12 protein-coding genes are annotated in these 17629 nt (G+C 72.8%); 8 read left to right on the forward strand and 4 right to left on the reverse strand.

Translation table 11 applies throughout. From position 1 onward, the window contains the following. Positions 1–68: 68 nt before the first annotated feature. The 4 genes from BLV02_RS08435 (at position 69) to BLV02_RS08450 (ending at position 5998) form a co-directional block, all read left to right on the forward strand. A complete protein-coding gene (locus BLV02_RS08435; RefSeq protein ID WP_069110932.1) occupies positions 69–2036 on the forward strand; it encodes an ABC transporter substrate-binding protein in 1968 nt (655 codons plus the stop codon). Positions 2037–2055: 19 nt separating this feature from the next. Beyond that, complete coding sequence (locus BLV02_RS08440; protein ID WP_069110931.1) at positions 2056–3048, forward strand: ABC transporter permease; 993 nt, start codon at positions 2056–2058, stop codon at positions 3046–3048. Positions 3049–3053: 5 nt separating this feature from the next. Then, positions 3054–4211 carry an ABC transporter permease gene (locus BLV02_RS08445; protein ID WP_069110930.1) on the forward strand — a complete coding sequence of 386 codons (1158 nt, stop codon included), beginning with the start codon at positions 3054–3056 and terminating at the stop codon, positions 4209–4211. A gap of 68 nt (positions 4212–4279) precedes the next feature. Beyond that, positions 4280–5998, forward strand: a complete 1719-nt coding sequence (locus tag BLV02_RS08450) for an ABC transporter ATP-binding protein (protein WP_069111139.1) — start codon at positions 4280–4282, stop codon at positions 5996–5998. Between the two features lie 131 nt (positions 5999–6129). Here the strand turns inward: BLV02_RS08450 and BLV02_RS08455 are convergent, their stop codons facing one another. Further along, complete coding sequence (locus BLV02_RS08455) at positions 6130–6750, reverse strand: SGNH/GDSL hydrolase family protein (RefSeq protein ID WP_069110929.1); 621 nt, start codon at positions 6748–6750, stop codon at positions 6130–6132. After that, positions 6747–8657, reverse strand: coding sequence for an alpha/beta hydrolase family protein (locus tag BLV02_RS08460; protein ID WP_069110928.1), 1911 nt, complete (start codon positions 8655–8657; stop codon positions 6747–6749). Before BLV02_RS08460 ends, BLV02_RS08455 begins: the two co-directional genes overlap by 4 nt. Positions 8658–8764: 107 nt before the next feature. On the opposite strand from BLV02_RS08460, the gene BLV02_RS08465 reads away from it, so the two are divergent. Beyond that, positions 8765–10105, forward strand: a complete 1341-nt coding sequence (locus BLV02_RS08465) for a Gfo/Idh/MocA family protein (RefSeq protein ID WP_069110927.1) — start codon at positions 8765–8767, stop codon at positions 10103–10105. A gap of 248 nt (positions 10106–10353) precedes the next feature. Here BLV02_RS08465 and BLV02_RS08470 read toward each other — a convergent pair whose 3' ends face one another. Further along, positions 10354–11334, reverse strand: coding sequence for a sigma-70 family RNA polymerase sigma factor (locus BLV02_RS08470; protein WP_069110926.1), 981 nt, complete (start codon positions 11332–11334; stop codon positions 10354–10356). A gap of 232 nt (positions 11335–11566) precedes the next feature. Between BLV02_RS08470 and BLV02_RS08475 the strand changes: the two genes are divergently transcribed. Genes BLV02_RS08475 through BLV02_RS08485 form a run of 3 tightly spaced genes read left to right on the forward strand, consistent with a single transcriptional unit; the run spans position 11567 to position 16316 of the window. Beyond that, on the forward strand, positions 11567–12478 hold the full coding sequence (locus BLV02_RS08475; protein WP_216094152.1) for a sugar phosphate isomerase/epimerase family protein: 912 nt from the start codon (positions 11567–11569) through the stop codon (positions 12476–12478). Continuing rightward, positions 12475–13608 (forward strand): Gfo/Idh/MocA family protein, encoded by a 1134-nt coding sequence (locus BLV02_RS08480; protein WP_216094151.1) that lies wholly within the window; start codon positions 12475–12477, stop codon positions 13606–13608. Before BLV02_RS08475 ends, BLV02_RS08480 begins: the two co-directional genes overlap by 4 nt. Next, the gene (locus BLV02_RS08485) at positions 13605–16316 is read left to right on the forward strand and encodes a glycoside hydrolase family 38 N-terminal domain-containing protein (RefSeq protein ID WP_171906716.1); all 2712 of its coding nucleotides are present in this window, start codon (positions 13605–13607) and stop codon (positions 16314–16316) included. The genes BLV02_RS08480 and BLV02_RS08485 overlap by 4 nt, the downstream gene beginning before the upstream one ends. On the opposite strand, the gene BLV02_RS08490 is transcribed toward BLV02_RS08485, so the two are convergent. Then, a complete protein-coding gene (locus BLV02_RS08490) occupies positions 16313–17563 on the reverse strand; it encodes a S1 family peptidase (RefSeq protein WP_069110924.1) in 1251 nt (416 codons plus the stop codon). The genes BLV02_RS08485 and BLV02_RS08490 overlap by 4 nt on opposite strands. Between the last annotated feature and the right edge of the window lie 66 nt (positions 17564–17629).

Below are 17629 nucleotides of genomic sequence, written 5' to 3' on the forward strand. Positions count from 1 at the left end.
CGTACGGCGTCAACGCCCTGGTGGGCGACGGACCTGCTGAATGAGCACCGGACAGTGAGGAGTTGCCGATGTCGGCAGAACAGATCGTGGTCTCGCGCAGGATGGTGCTGAAGGCCGGTGGCGGCTTTGCGGCCGCCTTCGCGATCTTCGGCACCGCCGCGTGCTCGGGCGGTGACGAGTCGCCCGACCCGTTCGGGTCCGCCGGCGGCGACCCGGACGTGCTGGAGTCGCCGATGCTGACCCAGCGGGTCGAGGCCGGCGAGCTGCCCGCCCTGGCCGAGCGGCTGCCGTCCACCCCGATGGTGGTGGAGCCCTGGGACAGCGTCGGGCGCTTCGGCGGCAACCTGCGCCGCGCGCAGACCACGCCGACGCACGACGGCGCGCTGCAGGCGTTCTCCAGCTCCGGCCTGATCGAGTGGAACAAGGCCGCCGACGGCTCGCAGCCCAGCCTGGCGGAGAGCTTCGAGAAGTCGCCGGACAACCGCACCTACACGTTCGTGCTGCGCGAGGGCCTCAAGTGGTCCGACGGAACGCCGTTCACGTCCGCGGACCTCAAGTTCACCGTCGACCACGTCCTCAACCACGACGTGCTGTTCCCGTCGCCGGCGTTCTGGTTCTCCGACGCTGGCCAGACCCGGCCGACCATCGAGACGCCGGACGAGCTGACCGTGATCATCAACTTCACCCAGCCGTTCGCGCTGTTCGAGAAGTTCCTGTGTCACCCCGGCGTGAGCTTCCAGTTCATCAAGCCCAAGCACTACATGGAGCAGTTCCACGCCGACCTCGCCGACCCCGCCACCGTCGCCGCCGCGGCCAGCGCGGCCGGGTTCGACACCTGGGACCAGTACTTCTTCGACCGGGACAACTGGTGGACCAACGTCGAGCGGCCCGTCATGGGCGCGTTCATGGTCACCAGCCCGGCCAACGCGCAGAGCGGCACCGCGGCGCTGGAGCGCAACCCGTACTACTACAAGACCGACCCCGACGGCCGGCAGCTGCCCTACATCGACACCATGCAGATCCAGGTGCTCGACCAGGACGCGCTGGACTTGCGCGCGGCCAACGGCGACCTCGACTTCCAGGGCTTCTACCTCGGCTACAACTCCACCCAGGTGTACCTGCAGAACGCCGAGCAGAAGGCGTTCGAGGTGCTGCGCTGGCAGCCGTCGGCCGGCCTGATGGCGATCTGCCCGAACCTCTCGCACGCCGACCCGGTGCTGCGCGAGCTGTTCGGCGACGTCCGGTTCCGGGCCGCGCTCTCGCACGCCGTCAACCGCGAGGAGATGAACGACACCCTGCTCGGCGGGCTCGGCGTCGTCCGGCACCCGATCGCCACCGAGTCGTCGGACTACTACGTCGAGGGCAGCGGCGAGCGGTTCATCGAGTACGACGTCGAGGAGGCGAACCGGCTGCTCGACGAGATCGGGCTGACCCAGCGCAACGGCGACGGCACCCGGCTGCGCGCCGACGGCGCCCCGCTGGAGTTCGTCATCACCTACCTCGACTTCGACGCCGGGCTGGCCCCGACCGACGTGTTCGAGATGGTGCGCAAGCACTGGGCCGAGGTCGGCATCAAGGTCGTCAGCCGGCCGGTCGACCAGACCCTGTACACCGAGATCCGGATGGCCAACGACTTCGACTTCGACGGCGTCGCGCACCCGTCCGACGACTTCGACCTTGAGCCGGTCTGGTTCGTCCCGACCGCCGACAACAGCCACACCGCGCCGGCCTACGGCAAGTGGTACTCGACGTCGGGCGCCGAGGGCATGCAGCCGAGCCCGGACTTCCAGGAGCTGATGGACACCTGGGACGCGATGCGCACCGCCGACTCCGACGACGCCCGGATCGAGGCGGGCCGGGCGATCATGCAGCAGCACGACGAGAACGTCTACGCGATCGGGCTGGTCGGGCTGCCGTTCCAGCCGGTGATCGCGAAGACCGCGCTGAAGAACGTCCGCGACGACGAGCCGAAGCTGTCCTTCTACTACGGCCGTGAGGGGATCTCCAAGCCGGAGCAGCTCTACTTCGCCGAGTGACGAAAGGACTCTCGCCCTGATGTGGCGCTTCATAGCGATGCGGGTCCTGCATGTGATCCCGACACTGATCGCGATCTCGATGATCGCGTTCTTCATCATCCAGTTGCCGCCCGGCGACTTCCTCAGCACCCAGGTGGCCCGGCTCGAGGCCGCCGGTCAGAGCGTCGACCCGGCGCAGATGGACGCGCTGCGGGACCGCTACGGCATCGGTGACCCGTTCTGGGTGCAGTACCTCAAGTGGATCGGCAACATCGTGCTGCACGGCGACTTCGGGTTGTCGTTCCAGTTCCAGCAGCCGGTGTCGACGCTGATCGCGGACCGGCTGCCGCTCACCCTGGCGCTGGGCATCGCCACCCTGATGTTCACCTGGGCGATCGCCCTGCCGGCCGGCATCTACTCGGCGATCAAGCAGCACACCTGGGGCGACTACACGATCTCCGGCATCGGGTTCGTGGCGCTGGCGGTGCCGCAGTTCCTGGCGGCGCTGGTGCTGGCGTACCTCGGGTTCGCGCTGTTCGACCAGAGCGTGGGCGGGATGTTCTCACCGGAGTACGTCAACGCGCCGTGGGGTGTCGGGAAGTTCGTCGACCTGCTCGGCCACCTGTGGATCCCGGTGGTGGTGATCGGCCTCGCCGGCACCGCCGGGATCATCCGGGTGACCCGGGCGAACATGCTGGACGAGCTGAACAAGCCGTACGTCATCACGGCGCGGGCGAAGGGATTGTCCGAGGGCAAGCTCGTGACGAAGTACCCGGTGCGCATCGCGATGAACCCGTTCATCTCCACCGCCGGCTGGCACCTGCCGTCGCTGTTCGACGGCGAGATCATCGTGGCGCAGGTGCTGGCGCTGGGCACCATCGGGCCGCTGCTGCTGGAGGCGCTGAAGTCGCAGGACATGTACCTCGCCGGCGGCATCATCCTCATCATCGCGGTGTTGACGGTCATCGGCACGCTGATCTCGGACCTGCTGCTGGCCGCCATCGACCCGCGCGTGCGATTCGGGAAGGCGTGAGGCCGATGAGCACCGACCAACTGCCCAGCCAGGACGTCGAGACGCCCGGCGACCCGGCCACCGAGACCGGCCGCGACGCCGCCGACGTCAGCGTCGCGTCGCAGCGCCAGCTCATCTGGTGGCGGTTCCGCCGGCACAAGCTGGCCATGGCCGGCCTGTGGGTGATGATCGCGATGTACGTCGTGGCGATCTTCGCCGGGTTCTTCGCGCCGTTCTCGAAGGACACCACCAGCGCCGACCACGCCTACCAGCCGCCGCAGCTGCCGAGCTTCTCCTTCTCCGAGGGGTTCTACGTCCACCCGACCACCGGGTCGACCGACCCGGAGACGCTGGCCCGGGTGTTCGAGGAGGACACCAGCCGGGTGGTCAACCTCGGCTTCTTCGTCCGCGGCGACGAGTACTCGCTGCTCGGCGTGATCGACACGAACATCCACCTGTTCGGGCCGACCGAGCCGGGGGAGCGGTTCTACCTGCTCGGCGCCGACCGCACCGGCGGCGACCTGCTGTCGAAGATCATCTACGGCGCGCAGATCTCGCTCTCGCTCGGCCTCGCCGGGGTGGCGATCTCCCTGGTGCTGGGGTTGGTGCTGGGCGGCATCTCGGGCTACTTCGGCGGCTGGATCGACTCGGTGATCCAGCGCATCATCGAGCTGATCATGTCGATCCCGACGCTGCCGCTGTGGCTCGGTCTCGCCGCCGCCATCCCGCCGCAATGGGGACCCACCCGCACCTACTTCATGATCACCATCATCCTGTCGCTGCTCGGCTGGACCAGCCTGGCCCGGGTCATCCGCGGCCGGCTGCTGCAGACCCGCACCGAGGACTACGTGCTGGCGGCGAAGCTGGACGGCGTGCGCACGCGGCGGATCATCTCGCGGCACATGCTGCCGTCGTTCCTCTCGCACATCATCGCGACGGTCAGCCTCGCGGTGCCGGCGATGATCCTCGCCGAGACGTCGCTGTCGTTCCTCGGCCTCGGGCTGCGGGCGCCGGCGGTCTCGTGGGGCGTGCTGCTGCAGGACGCGCAGAGCGTGCAGGTGGTGGCGACGGCGCCGTGGCTGCTGCTGCCCGGCCTGGCGGTCGTCGTGGCCGTGGTGGCGTTCAACTTCGTCGGCGACGGGTTGCGAGACTCCGCCGACCCGTACGGAAGGAGGACGACATGAGGTGGCGCCGTCGCAACCTGGAGCGAGACGCCGTCCGCGAGATCGCCGCGGCCACCGTCGGCGAGCCGATGGACCCGGACGCGATCCTCGAGCTGCGGAACCTGTGCACGACCTTCCACACCGACGAGGGCGCCGTGCACGCCGTCGACGACGTCTCGCTGCGCATCCGCCGCGGCTCCACCACGTGCATCGTCGGGGAGTCCGGCTCGGGCAAGTCCGCCACGGCGAGGTCGATCATCCAGGTGGTCGACCACCCGGGCCGGGTCGACTCCGGCCAGGTGCTGTACCGCCCGACGCCCGACGGCGCCGTCGTCGACCTCGCCGCGCTGAACGCCACCGGGCCGGGCATCCGGTCCATCCGCGGCCGCGACATCGGCCTGGTGTTCCAGGAGCCGATGTCGTCGCTGAGCCCCGTGCACACCATCGGCGATCAGATCGGCGAGCTGCTCGAGCTGCACGAGCGGCTGTCGCCGCAGGCCGCCAAGGAGCGGGTGATCGACGACCTGCGCCGGGTCGGCATCCCGCGGCCCGAGGAGCGGTTCGGCGCGTACACGTTCCAGCTCTCGGGCGGCATGCGGCAGCGGGCGATGATCGCGATGGCGCTGGTCTGCCGCCCGTCGCTGCTGATCGCCGACGAGCCGACCACCGCGCTCGACGTCACCACCCAGGCGCAGATCCTGGACCTGCTGGCCGAGCTGAAGCAGTCGCTGGGGATGACGCTGATGTTCATCACCCACGACCTCGGCGTGGTCGCCGAGATCGCCGACGACGTCGTCGTCATGCGCCACGGCAAGGTGGTCGAGCACGGCCCGGTCGACCAGATCTTCCACGACCCGCGGCACGAGTACACGCAGGAGCTGCTGGCCGCGCTGCCGCAGCGCGGCGCCGTCACGGTCACCGAGCCGGAGCCCGTCGCCGAGGCGTCGCCGCGGCCGTTGCTGCGGATCGAGGACCTGGAGATGACGTTCGAGGCCGCGGCCGGCACGTTGTTCGGCCGCCGCCGCACCGAGCGCGTCAACGCCGTCGACAAGGTGACGCTGGACATCCCCGAGGGCAGCACCGTCGGACTGGTCGGCGAGTCCGGCTGCGGCAAGACGACGCTGGGCCGGTGCGTGCTGCGCGCCTACCGGCCGACGGCGGGGAAGCTGCTGTACGCCGGCGCCGACGGCCGCGTCACCGACCTCGCCCGGCTGAGCGAGAAGGAGCTGCTGCCGTTCCGCCGGCAGATCCGGATGGTCTTCCAGGATCCGTACGGCTCGCTCAACCCGCGCATGACGGTCCGCCAGGTCGTCGGCGAACCACTGCGCGTCGCCGGGCTGGCGTCCGGGTCGGAGCTGGACGGCCGGGTCGAGGACATGCTCGAACGGGTCGGGCTGAAGCGCTCGATGGCCGGCCGGTACCCGCACGCGTTCTCCGGCGGCGAGCGGCAGCGCATCGGCATCGCCCGCGCGCTCATCACCGAGCCGCGGCTGGTCGTCGCCGACGAGGCGGTGTCGGCGCTGGACGTGTCGGTGCGCACGCAGATCCTGGAGCTGCTCGCCGAACTGCAGGACGACCTCGGCCTCACCTACCTGTTCATCTCGCACGACCTGTCGGTGGTGGAGCGGATCTGCGACCAGGTCGCGGTGATGTACTTCGGCGTCATGGTCGAGCAGGGGCCGGCCGAGCAGGTGTTCGCCGACCCGGAGCACGGGTACACGCGGGCGCTGCTGTCGGCGGTGCCGGTGGCGGATCCGCGCGAGCGCGGCACCCGCGAGCGGGTCGCCTACGAGCCGGAGCCCGCCTGATGCCGGTCCGGTCGGCGGGCGGGGAACGCCGTCTCCGCCCGCCTCGCTCGTTCCTCGCTCGGACGCCCGCAGCCTACCCCTGACGGCGTTCCCCGCCCACCGGCCTGGCTGGGCGGCCGGCTTGCGGCGCGTCAGGTCCAGGTGGGGTGGGCGTCGCCGAGCGCGGTGAGGAGGTCGCGGGCCAGCTTCTGGTGCCCCTCGGGGCCCGGGTGCAGCCCGTCGACCAGCAGCGCGAGCGCCTCGTCGCCGTCCGCCGTCCACGTCTTGTGGTGGTCGACGAGGTGGCTGCCGGTGGCGGCGGCCACCTCGCGGACGGCGTCGGCGTAGGCGTCGAGGTGCGGGGCCTGCGCCTGCGTGGGCGCCACCGTCGGCGGCGTCTGCAGCACGACGTCGGTGCCGGCCGCCTGGACGCGCCGCACGACGTCGGTGTACTCGCGGACGAAGGCCGCTCGCCCGTCCGGCCCGTCGTTGGCGTCGTTGCTGCCCAGCCCGATGATCGCCACGTGCGGCGCGTGCCGCAGCACCGACGTCTCCAGCGCGTCGCGCAGCCTCGGCACCCGCCAGCCGCTGACCGCCGTGTTCAGCACGGTGTCGTCGCGGCGGCCGAGCCAGTAGCGGACCCGCTCGGCGAACAGGTCGGCGTAGCCGCGGTGCACGCCGGTCCACTTCGCCGCGGCGACGATGCTGTCGCCGGTGAACAGCCAGTCGACCGGCGTCTGGCCGGTGAGGGCGGTGCGGGCGTCGAGCGTCATGGAACCTCCTTGAGCCGGGTGCCGAGCAGGTCGTGCAGCCGCCGCCCGGGGGCATGCACGGCCAGGCCGGGCAGCACACCGTGCCACGCTCCCCGTCCGTCGTCGTGCAGTCGCGTCGTCATGATCCGGTCGAGGTCGACCACCGGGTCGGACACCGTCACGTCGACGATGCGGGGGTCGACGGCCGCGGCCAGCATCGCATGGTGCGCGCCGAGCCCGGCGGCGTGGATGTGCACCGGCCGGTCCGGGTGCCCGGCCAGCATGACGTCGATGGCCCGCGTGACGTCGAACGCGCGGGCCGCGGCCAGGCTGTCGTCCAGCCAGAGCAGGTCGGCGAGCAGCTTGTACATCGTGGAGTCGTGGCTCAGCGCGGACCGTCCGGACCGGTCGCGGGGCGCGAGCGCGCCCACCCCGCGGACGTCGAGGACCAGCAGCGGCCCGCCGACGCGGTCGTCGCGGGCGGCTCTGGTCAGCACCGGGTGGTCGGTGGTCGCTTCGGCGGTGCCGTGGTCCAGCAGCACCAGCCGAAGCCCGGGGCGGGCGTTGGTCTCGCCGGGGAGCAGGATGCCGGCGTTCCACAGGTCGGTCTCGGTGCGCCAGAAGCCGTGCCGGCTGCCGGCCGGGCCGGGCAGCCACCGCACGCCGGGCTCGTCCGGCACGTCGCGGCCGGCGGTGATCCGGTCGCGCAGCCAGTCGGTGGGGTCGGCCGGTTCGCGCGGTTCCCGGTAGTCGGCCGCGGTGAGATCGTGCAGGAACGCCGCATTGCCGCTGGCGCCGCAGGCCAGCGCGGACGGTGGCAGCGTGCCGGGCTCCGTCTCGTCGTCCGGCTCGGGCAGGCCGAGGGCCGCGCAGAAGAACCGGGTTGCCGCGGCGGCCAGCTCCGGCGCGTACTGGTGCGTGGTCGCGGCGGTGACCAGCGTGAGCGCGTCGGGCTCGCCGAGCAGCGCGTAGGTCCGCTGTGCCCGCCGGACGGTCTCCCTGGTGCCCTCGATCGGGAAGAAGTCGTACTCCGCCGCCAGCACCGTCACCGGCCGCGGCGCGGCGGCGGCCAGCAGGTCGGCGTGGTCGACGCCGTGCTCGGTGCCGCCGAGCAGCACCTGCTCCGCGTCCTGGTGCTGCCCGCCGTCGAGGTACTTGGCGCGGGAGGTGACGAACGTGGCGGGCGCGGCCGCCGCGATGCGCGGCTCGACGGCGGTGGCGAGGGTCGTGAGCCAGCCGCCACCGCTGTTGCCGGTCAGGCCGACCCTGGTCGCGTCGACGCCGGGGAGCGCTTCGAGCAGGTCGATCGCCCGGCGCACCTCGTGCACGAACCAGCGCGCGGGGGACTGCCCCAGCCACCACGACTGCAGGCCGGCGTATGTGTGCTCGGCGGTGCCGGCGTTGACGACGGGCCGGCCCGCCTCGTCGAGGTAGCCGAGCCGCTCGCCCTGGCCGAACGGGTCCAGCGCCAGCACGACGAGGCCGGCCCGGGCCAGCCGCGCGCACACCGCCTGGTACTGCGGATACGCCTTCGCCTCGTCGGCGTGCCCGCACACGAACACGACGGCCGGGTGGACGCCGGTGCCGTGGGGGCGGTAGAGGTTGGCGGTCGCGTGGACGCCGGGCGCGGTCTCGATGATCAGCCGCTCGATGCCGTACCCCGCGTCGTCCGGCAGGCCGGACACCGCGCCGCACCAGCGCACCGGCGGCGCCGTGCCGTCCGACGGCGGCAGTCCGCCGAGACCGCGCAGCACAGCGGCCCGGACCCGCTCGCCCTCGCGCCGCACGTCGTCCGCGGACGCGACGACCCGCTCGTCCCACTCCGCCAGCCGGCGCCGGGTATGGCCCTCGACGTGGCGCTGGAGGTCGAGGGCGGCGTCCACGTAGCCGTCCAGGTTGGGCGCGAAGCCGAGCCGCGTGGAAGTCACCGCAGCACACTATCGCAATCGGTTGTCTCGCTGTGAACTGCCCGTTTGCTTCCCATACTGCAAGATTACCTTGACACTTGCAGTCGAACCTTGCAAGGGTTCTGGCCATGACCCGCTACGCCATCGCCGGACTGTCCAACCGCGGGGTCGCGAGCTTCGTGCGGCCCATCCTCGGCTCGCTGGGCGGCGCGGACACCGCGCTCGGCTACGGCGAGAACGCCGAGGACTACTCCGAGCACGCCGACGTCGTCGCGGTGGTGGACCCGGACGAGGCGCGGGTGACGGCGTTCAACGAGTCGCTGCTGCCGCCGGGGCACGCGCCGCTCGCGTGGTACGCGCCGGACGACTTCGACCGCATGGTCGACGAGGCGCGGCCGGACGTCGTCGTGGTGGCGTCGCCGGACCACACGCACGCCGCCTACGTGCTGGCCGCGCTGCGCCGCGACGTCGACGTCATCGTCGAGAAGCCGATGGTCACGACCGCCGCCGACGCCGCCGCCGTGCTGGCCGCGGAGCAGGCGTCGAAGGCGACGGTGCGGGTGACCCACAACCTGCGCTACACGCTGCGCCACCGCACCATCAAGCGGCTCATCCTCGACGGCGCCATCGGCCGGCCGACGCACGTCAGCCTCGACTACCACGTCGACATCCGGCACGGCGCCAGCTTCTTCCTGCGCTGGAACCGGCGCCGCGAGCTGTCCGGCGGCCTGTCGGTGCACAAGAGCACGCACCACCTGGACCTCGTGTCGTGGTGGCTCGACGACGTGCCGGAGCGGGTGTTCGCGATCGGCGGCCGGCACTACTACGGACCGGACAGCCCGCACCGCCCGCGCGACGAGAACGGCGCGCCGCTCACCGGTGCGGCGCTGCGCGACAACGACCCGTACTTCCAGGCCCAGCTGGGCAGCAACACCTTCCCCGACGGCGCCGCCGCCGACCGCGTCGGCCTGTTCGGGCTGTCCTACGGCCACCAGTACCCGGCCGGTCAGGACATGTACCTGTACGACGACGAGATCGACGTCGAGGACACCTACAGCGCGCTGGTCGCGTACCGCGGCGGCATCGCGCTGTCGTACACGATCGACTTCTCGTCGCCGTGGGAGGGCTACCGGGTCACCATCAACGGCACCCACGGCCAGATCGAGACGCTGCACAGCCGGCTGCCCGGCGGCGGGGCGCTGCCCGGGTCGGACGACATCACCTACCGGCCGCTGTTCGGCGAGGCGCGCACCATCGAGGTCGCGACGGTCGCCGGCGGCCACGAGGGCGCCGACCCGCTGCTGCGGCACGACCTGTTCGTCGGGCCGGGCCGCGAGTCGCTGGACCTCGGCCTGCTCGCCGACTCCGCCGACGGCGCCCGCGCGGTGGCGACCGGCGAGGCGATCTGGCGCTCCATCGCCACCCGCGAGCTCGTCGACGTCGAGGACCTGCTCACGCCGCCCGAGTGACGGTGCCGCGGGGTCGGTCCTGCTCGCGTCGCCCGAGTGACGGTGCCGCGGGGTCGTCCTGCTCGCGTCGCCCGAGTGACGGCGCCGCGGGGTCGTCCTGCTCGTCCGCCTTTGCAATGAGCACCGATACGCACCGGTGCGTATCGGTGCTCATTGCAAAGGCGCCCGTCGAATCCCGCACGGGGCAGGCCGCCGCTGCGGAATGACGCCGTAGACGTCGTCGAGCGTGCGGCTCGGTACGCGGCGCCTCAGCTGGCCCAGGCCATCAGCGACTCGTTGCGCCGCGGGTCGCGCAGCAGCATGAGCGCGTGCTTCTCGAGCTGGCGCACCCGCTCGCGGGACACGCCGACCTCGTCGGCGACGTCCTGCAGGGTGTGCTCGTGGCCGTCGACCAGGCCGTAGCGCATTCCGATGATCTTCGCCTCGCGCGTGGGCAGGGAGTCGAGGACGCTGCGCAGCTGCTCGCTCAGCGCCCGCCGCTCGACGAGGTCGGAGGCCTGGACGGCGTCGTCGTCCTCGATCAGCTCGCCGATGCTGGACTCGCCGTCGTCGCCGATGGGGGTGTCGAGGCTGAGCGGGTCGCGGGAGACGCGGCGCAACTCGACGACCTTCTCGACCGGGATGCCGGCCTCTTCGGCGACCTCGTCGACCGTGGGGTCGCGGCCGAGCAGCCGCTGGAGGTCGCGGTCGATGCGGTGCAGCTTGGCCACCGTCTCGGAGACGTGCACCGGCAGCCGCACGGTGCGGGTCTGCTCGGCCAGCCCGCGCTGGATGGCCTGGCGGATCCACCACGTGGCGTAGGTGGAGAACTTGAAGCCCTTGGCGTAGTCGAACTTCTCGACCGCGCGGATGAGGCCGAGGTTGCCCTCCTGGATGACGTCGAGGAAGGGCAGCCCGCGCCCGGACAGCTTGCGCGCCACCGACACGACGAGCCGCAGGTTGGCGCGGATCATGTGGTCGCGGGCGGCCTCGCCGTCGCGGACCAGGACGTCGAGCTGGGTCTTGTAGGACGGGGTCAGCTTGCGCTTGGAGGGCGCGGCACCGGCCAGCAACTGCTCGGCGTACACGCCGGTCTCGATGCGCTTGGCCAGGTCGACCTCTTCGGCCGCGGTGAGCAGCGGCGTCGAGCCCAGTTGGGCGAGGTAGCGGCCGACGAGGTCGGGCTCGCCCTCGGAACGCGCCTGGCGGCGCCGTGGCGTCGCGCTGGTGGCCTTCGGTGCAGCTGCCATGGATCCCCCTCGGTGTCGAGTCGGCGTCCGGACCGTACCCGCACGATCAACGAACATACGTTCACAACGCACGAGACCCCACAAAGATTCCGGGGCCCTCTGTGCAGGAGAGAAATCTCATGATAAAGACAGGCCGCGGCGCCCGCCGTGCCGGTATCGCGGACCCCGCAGGACATGGCAGGCTGACTGTACGTACTGTTGTCAGGACAAAGTCAGCGCCGACGATTGGGGAATGGTGGCGATGAAGGGCATTGCCGGGGCACCGGTGAGCTTCGGCGTCTTCGAGCTGACGGCGGACCAGCCGCTGCCCGATCCGGAGGAGATTCTCCGCCCGCTGCGCGACCTGGGGTACGACGGTGTCGACCTCGGCCCGGTGGGCTGGCTCGGGCGCGGCGAGGAGCTGCGCCGCAGGCTGCGCGAGCACGACCTGGTGCTGGTGGGCGGGTGGGTCGACCTGCCGTTCACCGACGACGACGCGTTCCGGGCGGCGCTGCCCGGCCTCGACGACGCGCTGGAGATCTTCGTGGCGGCGGCCGAGCTGGACCCGGCCCGCACGCCGCTGCCGACGCTGGCCGACATGGGCAGCGACCTGCGCCGCGCCAACCCGGGCGGCGCGGCGCCGGGACTGGCGCTCGACGACGCCGGCTGGGGGCGGCTGGCGCGCAACGTCGAGACCGCCGCCGCGCGGGTGCGCGCCGCCGGTCTGGAGCCCACGTTCCACCACCACGCCTGCACGTATGTCGAAACGCCCGCCGAGATCGACGAGTTCCTGGCCCGCACCGACGTCGGCCTGACCTTCGACAGCGGCCACCTGCTCATCGGCGGCGGCGACCCGGTCGAGGGCTGGCGGCGCTGGGGCTCGCGGATCAACCACCTGCACCTCAAGGACGCCCGCACCGCCGTGCTCGACCAGGTGCTGCGCGAGAAGGGCGGCATGCGCGACGTCTGGGAGCGGCGCGCGTTCGTCGAGCTGGGCGCCGGCGACCTCGACCTCGACGGCTTCATGGACGCGGTGTTCGAGAGCGACTTCGACGGCTGGCTGGTGGTCGAGCAGGACGTCGTGCCGTCGCCGTCCGACCCGCCGGAGCGGGTCATCGACGACCAGCGCGCCAACCGCGAGGCGCTGCGCCGGTGGCTGCCGTGAGCGACCGCGTCCGGCTGGCCGTCGCCGGCCTCGGCGCCGTCGCGCAGTCCGTCCACCTGCCGCTGATCGCCCGTCGCTGGGACCTGTTCGAGCTGGTCGCGGTCTGCGACCTCGCGCCGTCGCTGCGCACCGCCGTCGGCGAGCAGTACGGCGTCCCCGAGGAGCGCCGCTACGCCGACGCCGCCACGATGATCGAGCAGAGCGGCGCCGAGGGCGTCGTCCTGCTGACCTCCGGCTCGCACGGCGACGTCGCGCTGCGGGCGCTGCGGGCCGGTGTCGCCGTCTTCTGCGAGAAGCCGCTGACGTACACCGCCGCCGAGGCCGACGCGCTGGCCGAGGCCGAGCGCGAGCTGGGCCGGCCGGCGCTGCTGCTGGCGTACATGAAGGAGCACGACGAGGCCGTCTGGCAGCTGAGCGAGCGGCTGGCCGGCATCGACGACGTGCGCGCCGTCGAGGTCGAGGTGCTGCACCCGACGGGTGAGTCGCAGCTGGCCTTCGCCAACCTGCGCCCGGCGCCCAGCGACGTCGACCCCGACGCCGTCAGCCGGCTGGCCGCGGAGTCCGGGCGGCTGCTGGACGCCGCGCTGGGCGCAGACACGTCGCCGCGGCTGCGCGAGCTGTACGCGAACGTCGTCCTGGGCAGCCTGGTGCACGACACGTCGCTGCTGCGCGCGGTGTTCGGCGGGCTGGTCACCGTCGATGGCGCCCGGACGTGGGGCGATCGCTCCGTCGAGGTCACCGGCGAGCTGCCCGGCGCCGTGAGGGCCCGGATGAGCTGGCACTACCTGCCCGACTATCCGGCGTACACCGAGACGCTGACGGTGCACCACGGCAGCGGCTCGCTGCGGGTGACGTTCGGGACGCCGTACGTGCTGAACAACCCGACCCGGCTCGAGGTGGTCGAGGCGGCACCGGCGGGGGCGGCGGCGGGCGGCGAGGTCCGCTCGGTGTTCACCTCCACCGGCGAGCCGTTCGAGAACGAACTGGCAGACTTCCACCGCATGGTGACGGCGGGCGAGCGGCCGCGGGCCGGGGTCGCCGAGGGCCGTGCGGACATCCTGACCAGCCAGCGGATCATCCGGTTGCTGGCCGGCGACGAGCCGGTCGGCGGGGAGGCGGCACGCGCGTGACCGAGCCCGAGATCGTCCTCGTACCGCACACCCACTGGGACCGCGAGTGGTACGAGCCGTTCCAGGTGTTCCGGCTGAAGCTGGCCGACGTCCTCGACGACGTCATCGCGCGGGCCGAGGCCGATCCGGACTTCCGCTTCACCCTCGACGGCCAGTTCGCCGCCGTGGACGACTACCTGGAACTGCGGCCGGAGAACCGGCACCGCGTCGCCGAGCTGGTCCGGCAGGGCCGGCTGTCGGTCGGGCCCTGGTACATCCTGCTGGACGAGTTCCTGTGCTCCGGCGAGACCATCGTGCGCAACCTGGAGCTCGGCTGGCAGGGCGCCGAGGCGCTGGGCGGGGCGATGCCGGTGGGCTACCTGCCCGACATGTTCGGCCACACCGCCCAGGTGCCGCAGATCCTGGCCCGGGCCGGCATCGAGCACGCCGCCCTGTGGCGCGGCGCCCCGGGTGCCCTGACCAGCCACGGGTTCCGCTGGGAGGCTCCGGACGGCAGCTCGGTGCGGGTGGAGTACCTGTTCGACGGCTACGGCAACGCGCTGGACCTGTTCGCGATCCCGTCCCGGCTGGGTTCGGCCGTGGACGCCTACCGGGCGGAGACCCGCTCGTGGTTCGGCGCCGACCCGGTGCTCGGCATGCTCGGCACCGACCACTCCGCGCCGCGACCGGACCTCATGGACCTCGTCCGCGGTCCCGGCGGCGCCGGGCTGACGGTGGCCGGGCTGGCCGAGTACGTCACCCGGTTCCGGCCCGGCGACCCGAGCCTGCCGGTCGTGGTCGGCGAGCTGCGCAGCCACGCGCGCGGCAACATCCTGCCCGGCGTCATCTCGATCCGGGTCGGGCTCAAGCAGGCCATGGCCCGCGCCGAGCGCGTCGTCGGCGAGGCCGAGGCGCTGGCCGCGCAGTTCCAGCCGGCCGCCGACTACCGCGAGGCGTTCCTGCTGGCCTGGCGGAAGATCGTCGAGTCCACGGCGCACGACTCCGTCACCGGTTGCGGCGTCGACGAGACCGCCGCCCAGGTCGCGGCCCGGCTGGCCGAGGCCGAGCAGGCCGGGCGCGCCGTGCGCACCGCGGTGCTCCGGTCGGTCGCCGCGCGGGTGCCGGCCGACGCGCACGCCGTCGTCAACACCGTCCCGTGGCCGCGCACCGTGCTGGCCGAGCTGGACGTCCCGGCGCCGGAGACCGACCGGCCGGTCACCGCGTCGCTGCCCGACGGCACCGCGCTGCCGGTGCAGGAGCTGAGCCGGTCCGAGACCGTGCTGGGCGACGAGAAGCTGGCCGCCGCAGACCTCGACAAGGTGATCCGGCGCATCCACGGCCGCGAGCTGTTCGGCCAGCAGATCGAGTCGTACACCGTCGCGCCGGGCACGCTGGACTTCGCGGTCGCGCGGGTGCCGTCGACGCCGGAGTTCGACCTCGCGGCGCTGCGGGCCGAGCTGGCCGCGGCCGCCGCCGAGGCCTCGGGTGAGTGGCGGGTGCGCACGATCGCGCAGCAGCGCCGCCGGGTGCTGGCCGCGGTCCCGCTGGACGCGTCCGGGCAGGTCGCGGTGCGGACGTCGCAGGACGCCGCCGCCGTGCCGCGCGCGTCCGCCGTCGAGGTGACGGACCGGTCGCTGACCTCGGCCGCCGTCCGGGTCGACGTCGCCGACGACGGCACCCTGACGGTGCGCGGCGCCGACGGCACCGAGCTGAGCGGCGTCGGCCGGCTGGTGTCCGGCGGCGACCGCGGCGACAGCTACAACTACGGCCCGCCGGCAGGCGACGTGCTGGTCGGCACCCCGTCGTCGGTGCGCGTCTCCGTCGAGGAGGGCGGCCCGCTGCGCGGCGTGCTGCGGGTGGTGCGCCGCTACGACTGGCCGGTGTCGCTGTCCGCCGACCTCGACGTGCGCGCCGCCGAGACCGTGCCGGTCGAGGTGACGACCCTGGTCGAGCTGCGGACCGGCGAGCCGTTCGTCCGGCTCGACGTCTCGTTCGTCAACCCGGCCCGCGACCACCGGGTGCGGCTGCACGTGCCGCTGCCGGCGCCGGTCACCGAGTCGGCGGCCGACGGGCAGTTCGCGGTGACGGCGCGCGGGCTGACGTCGGAGGGCGGCTGGGGCGAGTACCCGCTGCCGACGTTCCCGGCGTCGGCGTTCGTGTCCGCGGGCCCCGCGACCGTGCTGCTCGACCACGTCACCGAGTACGAGCTGGCCGGCGACGGCGCGGAGCTGGCGGTGACGCTGCTGCGCGCGGTCGGCTGGATGAGCGTCAACCTGCACCCGCTGCGCGACGAGCCGGCCGGGTCGGAGTTCCCGGTGCCCGGCGCGCAGTACGTCGGTGTGCCGGTGCGGGCGCGGCTGGCGGTCGTGCCGCGGGCCGGCGGCTGGGGACCGGCGTCGGCGCCCCGGCTGGCCGAGGAGTTCCGCCACGACGCGCAGGTGGTGCCGGGGCTGGCCGCCGCGGGTGGCGAGCTGCCGCCGCCGTCGTCGGGGCTGGGCGTGAGCGGGCCCGGCGTCGTCGCGTCGTCGATCCGGTCGCGCGGCGACGAGACCGAGCTGCGGCTGGTCGCCATGTCCGCCGCGCCGACGACGGCCACCGTCACCGGGGCGTTCGTCACGGCCTGGCGCACCGACCTGCTGGGCCGGGCGCTCGAGCCGCTCCCCGTGGACGGCGACCGCGTCGACGTCGAGCTCGGGCCGTGGGAGATCGCGACGATCCGGGTCTCCTAGCGCGTGTGCACGATCACGCCGATGTGCTCGGTGATGTCGGGCAGCGTGCTGAACAGCGACACGTCCTCGCCGTGGCAGGTCGACGGCTGGATCTTGCCGCCCCAGTGGATGCCGTAGGCGGTGCGGCCGGTGCTCGTGTAGCGGTACCAGGCGCCGCCGCTGTCGCCGGGGCAGGTGTCGATGCCGTCGACGCGGGCCATGTTGCGGCCCTCGGGGTCGTTGACGTCGCCGAGCACGCCGCAGCGGATGCCCGAGACGGTCGATCGCGCCGCGATGCACACCGTCTGACCGGGCTGCATGCTGGTCTCCGACGTGATGCGCCCGGTCACGGGGAGCCGCTGGTTGGTGGCGTTCTCGTGATACAGCCAGCCCCACGTGGCGTTCTCCAGCCAGTAGGTGTTGTCGATGCGGATGGCCGCCGCGTCGACGTCGCCGCTGTTGTAGCGGGCCCGCATCGGGCCGATCGCCTGGGTGCCGTGACCCCACTGGCTGTCGAGGGCGCCGCAGTGACCGGCCGTGAGCACCCACTTGCGGCTGTTCGTGGTGGAGTCGGCGGTGAACCCGACCGAGCAGAAGTAGTTCTTGTCCGGGCCGCGCCACAGCTCGACGCCGGCGCGCAGCGGGCGGCCGCACCGGTACAGGCTGTTGCAGGCCTCGGCGCCGTTGGTGCGCGGCCGCTGCGCCGTGGCCCGCATGGTGGCCGGCAGCGTGACGTCGCCCGCGCGCACGGCGGACAGCGTGCGCAGCGGCAGCTCGACGACGACCCGGTTGCCCTTCAGGTCGACGCCGGCCGTGGCGCCCGCGGGGACGTCCGGGTGGGCGCCGTCGTTGACGCGGTCGCGCTCGGCCAGCAGCGTGGCCAGGCTGAAGTCGGCGTCATGGGTCGCGACGTCGATGCCGCGGCCGGCGGCGGCCTCGGTGAACCCGGCGGCGGCCGCCGGCGTCGTCGACAGCAGGTGCTGGGTGTCGGTGGCGCCGTCGTACCAGGCGCCGCCGTAGGTGTCCGGCGACTGCTCGGCCAGCTGCTCGAGCAGCGCGACCCGCTCGTCCTCGGCGTCGATGCGGCGCAGCGCCTCGGTGTCGCCGACGCCCGGGAACGCCCGCTGGAAGGCGTCGACGGCGGCGGCCCGGTCCGGGTCGGCCGGGGCCGCGGCGGGGGTGTCGGTGGCGGTGGCGGGAGCCGTGCCGAGCAGCCCGGTCAGGGCCGCTGCGGCGACGGCGACGGCGAACGTGCGTCGTCGATTCACGAAGTGCGCTCTCTACTCGAAGGCCACAAGGTATGACAGTTGGTGAAGTTGCCGGACATGTGGTCG

This window comes from Jiangella alba, from assembly GCF_900106035.1.
Taxonomy (GTDB): domain Bacteria; phylum Actinomycetota; class Actinomycetes; order Jiangellales; family Jiangellaceae; genus Jiangella; species Jiangella alba.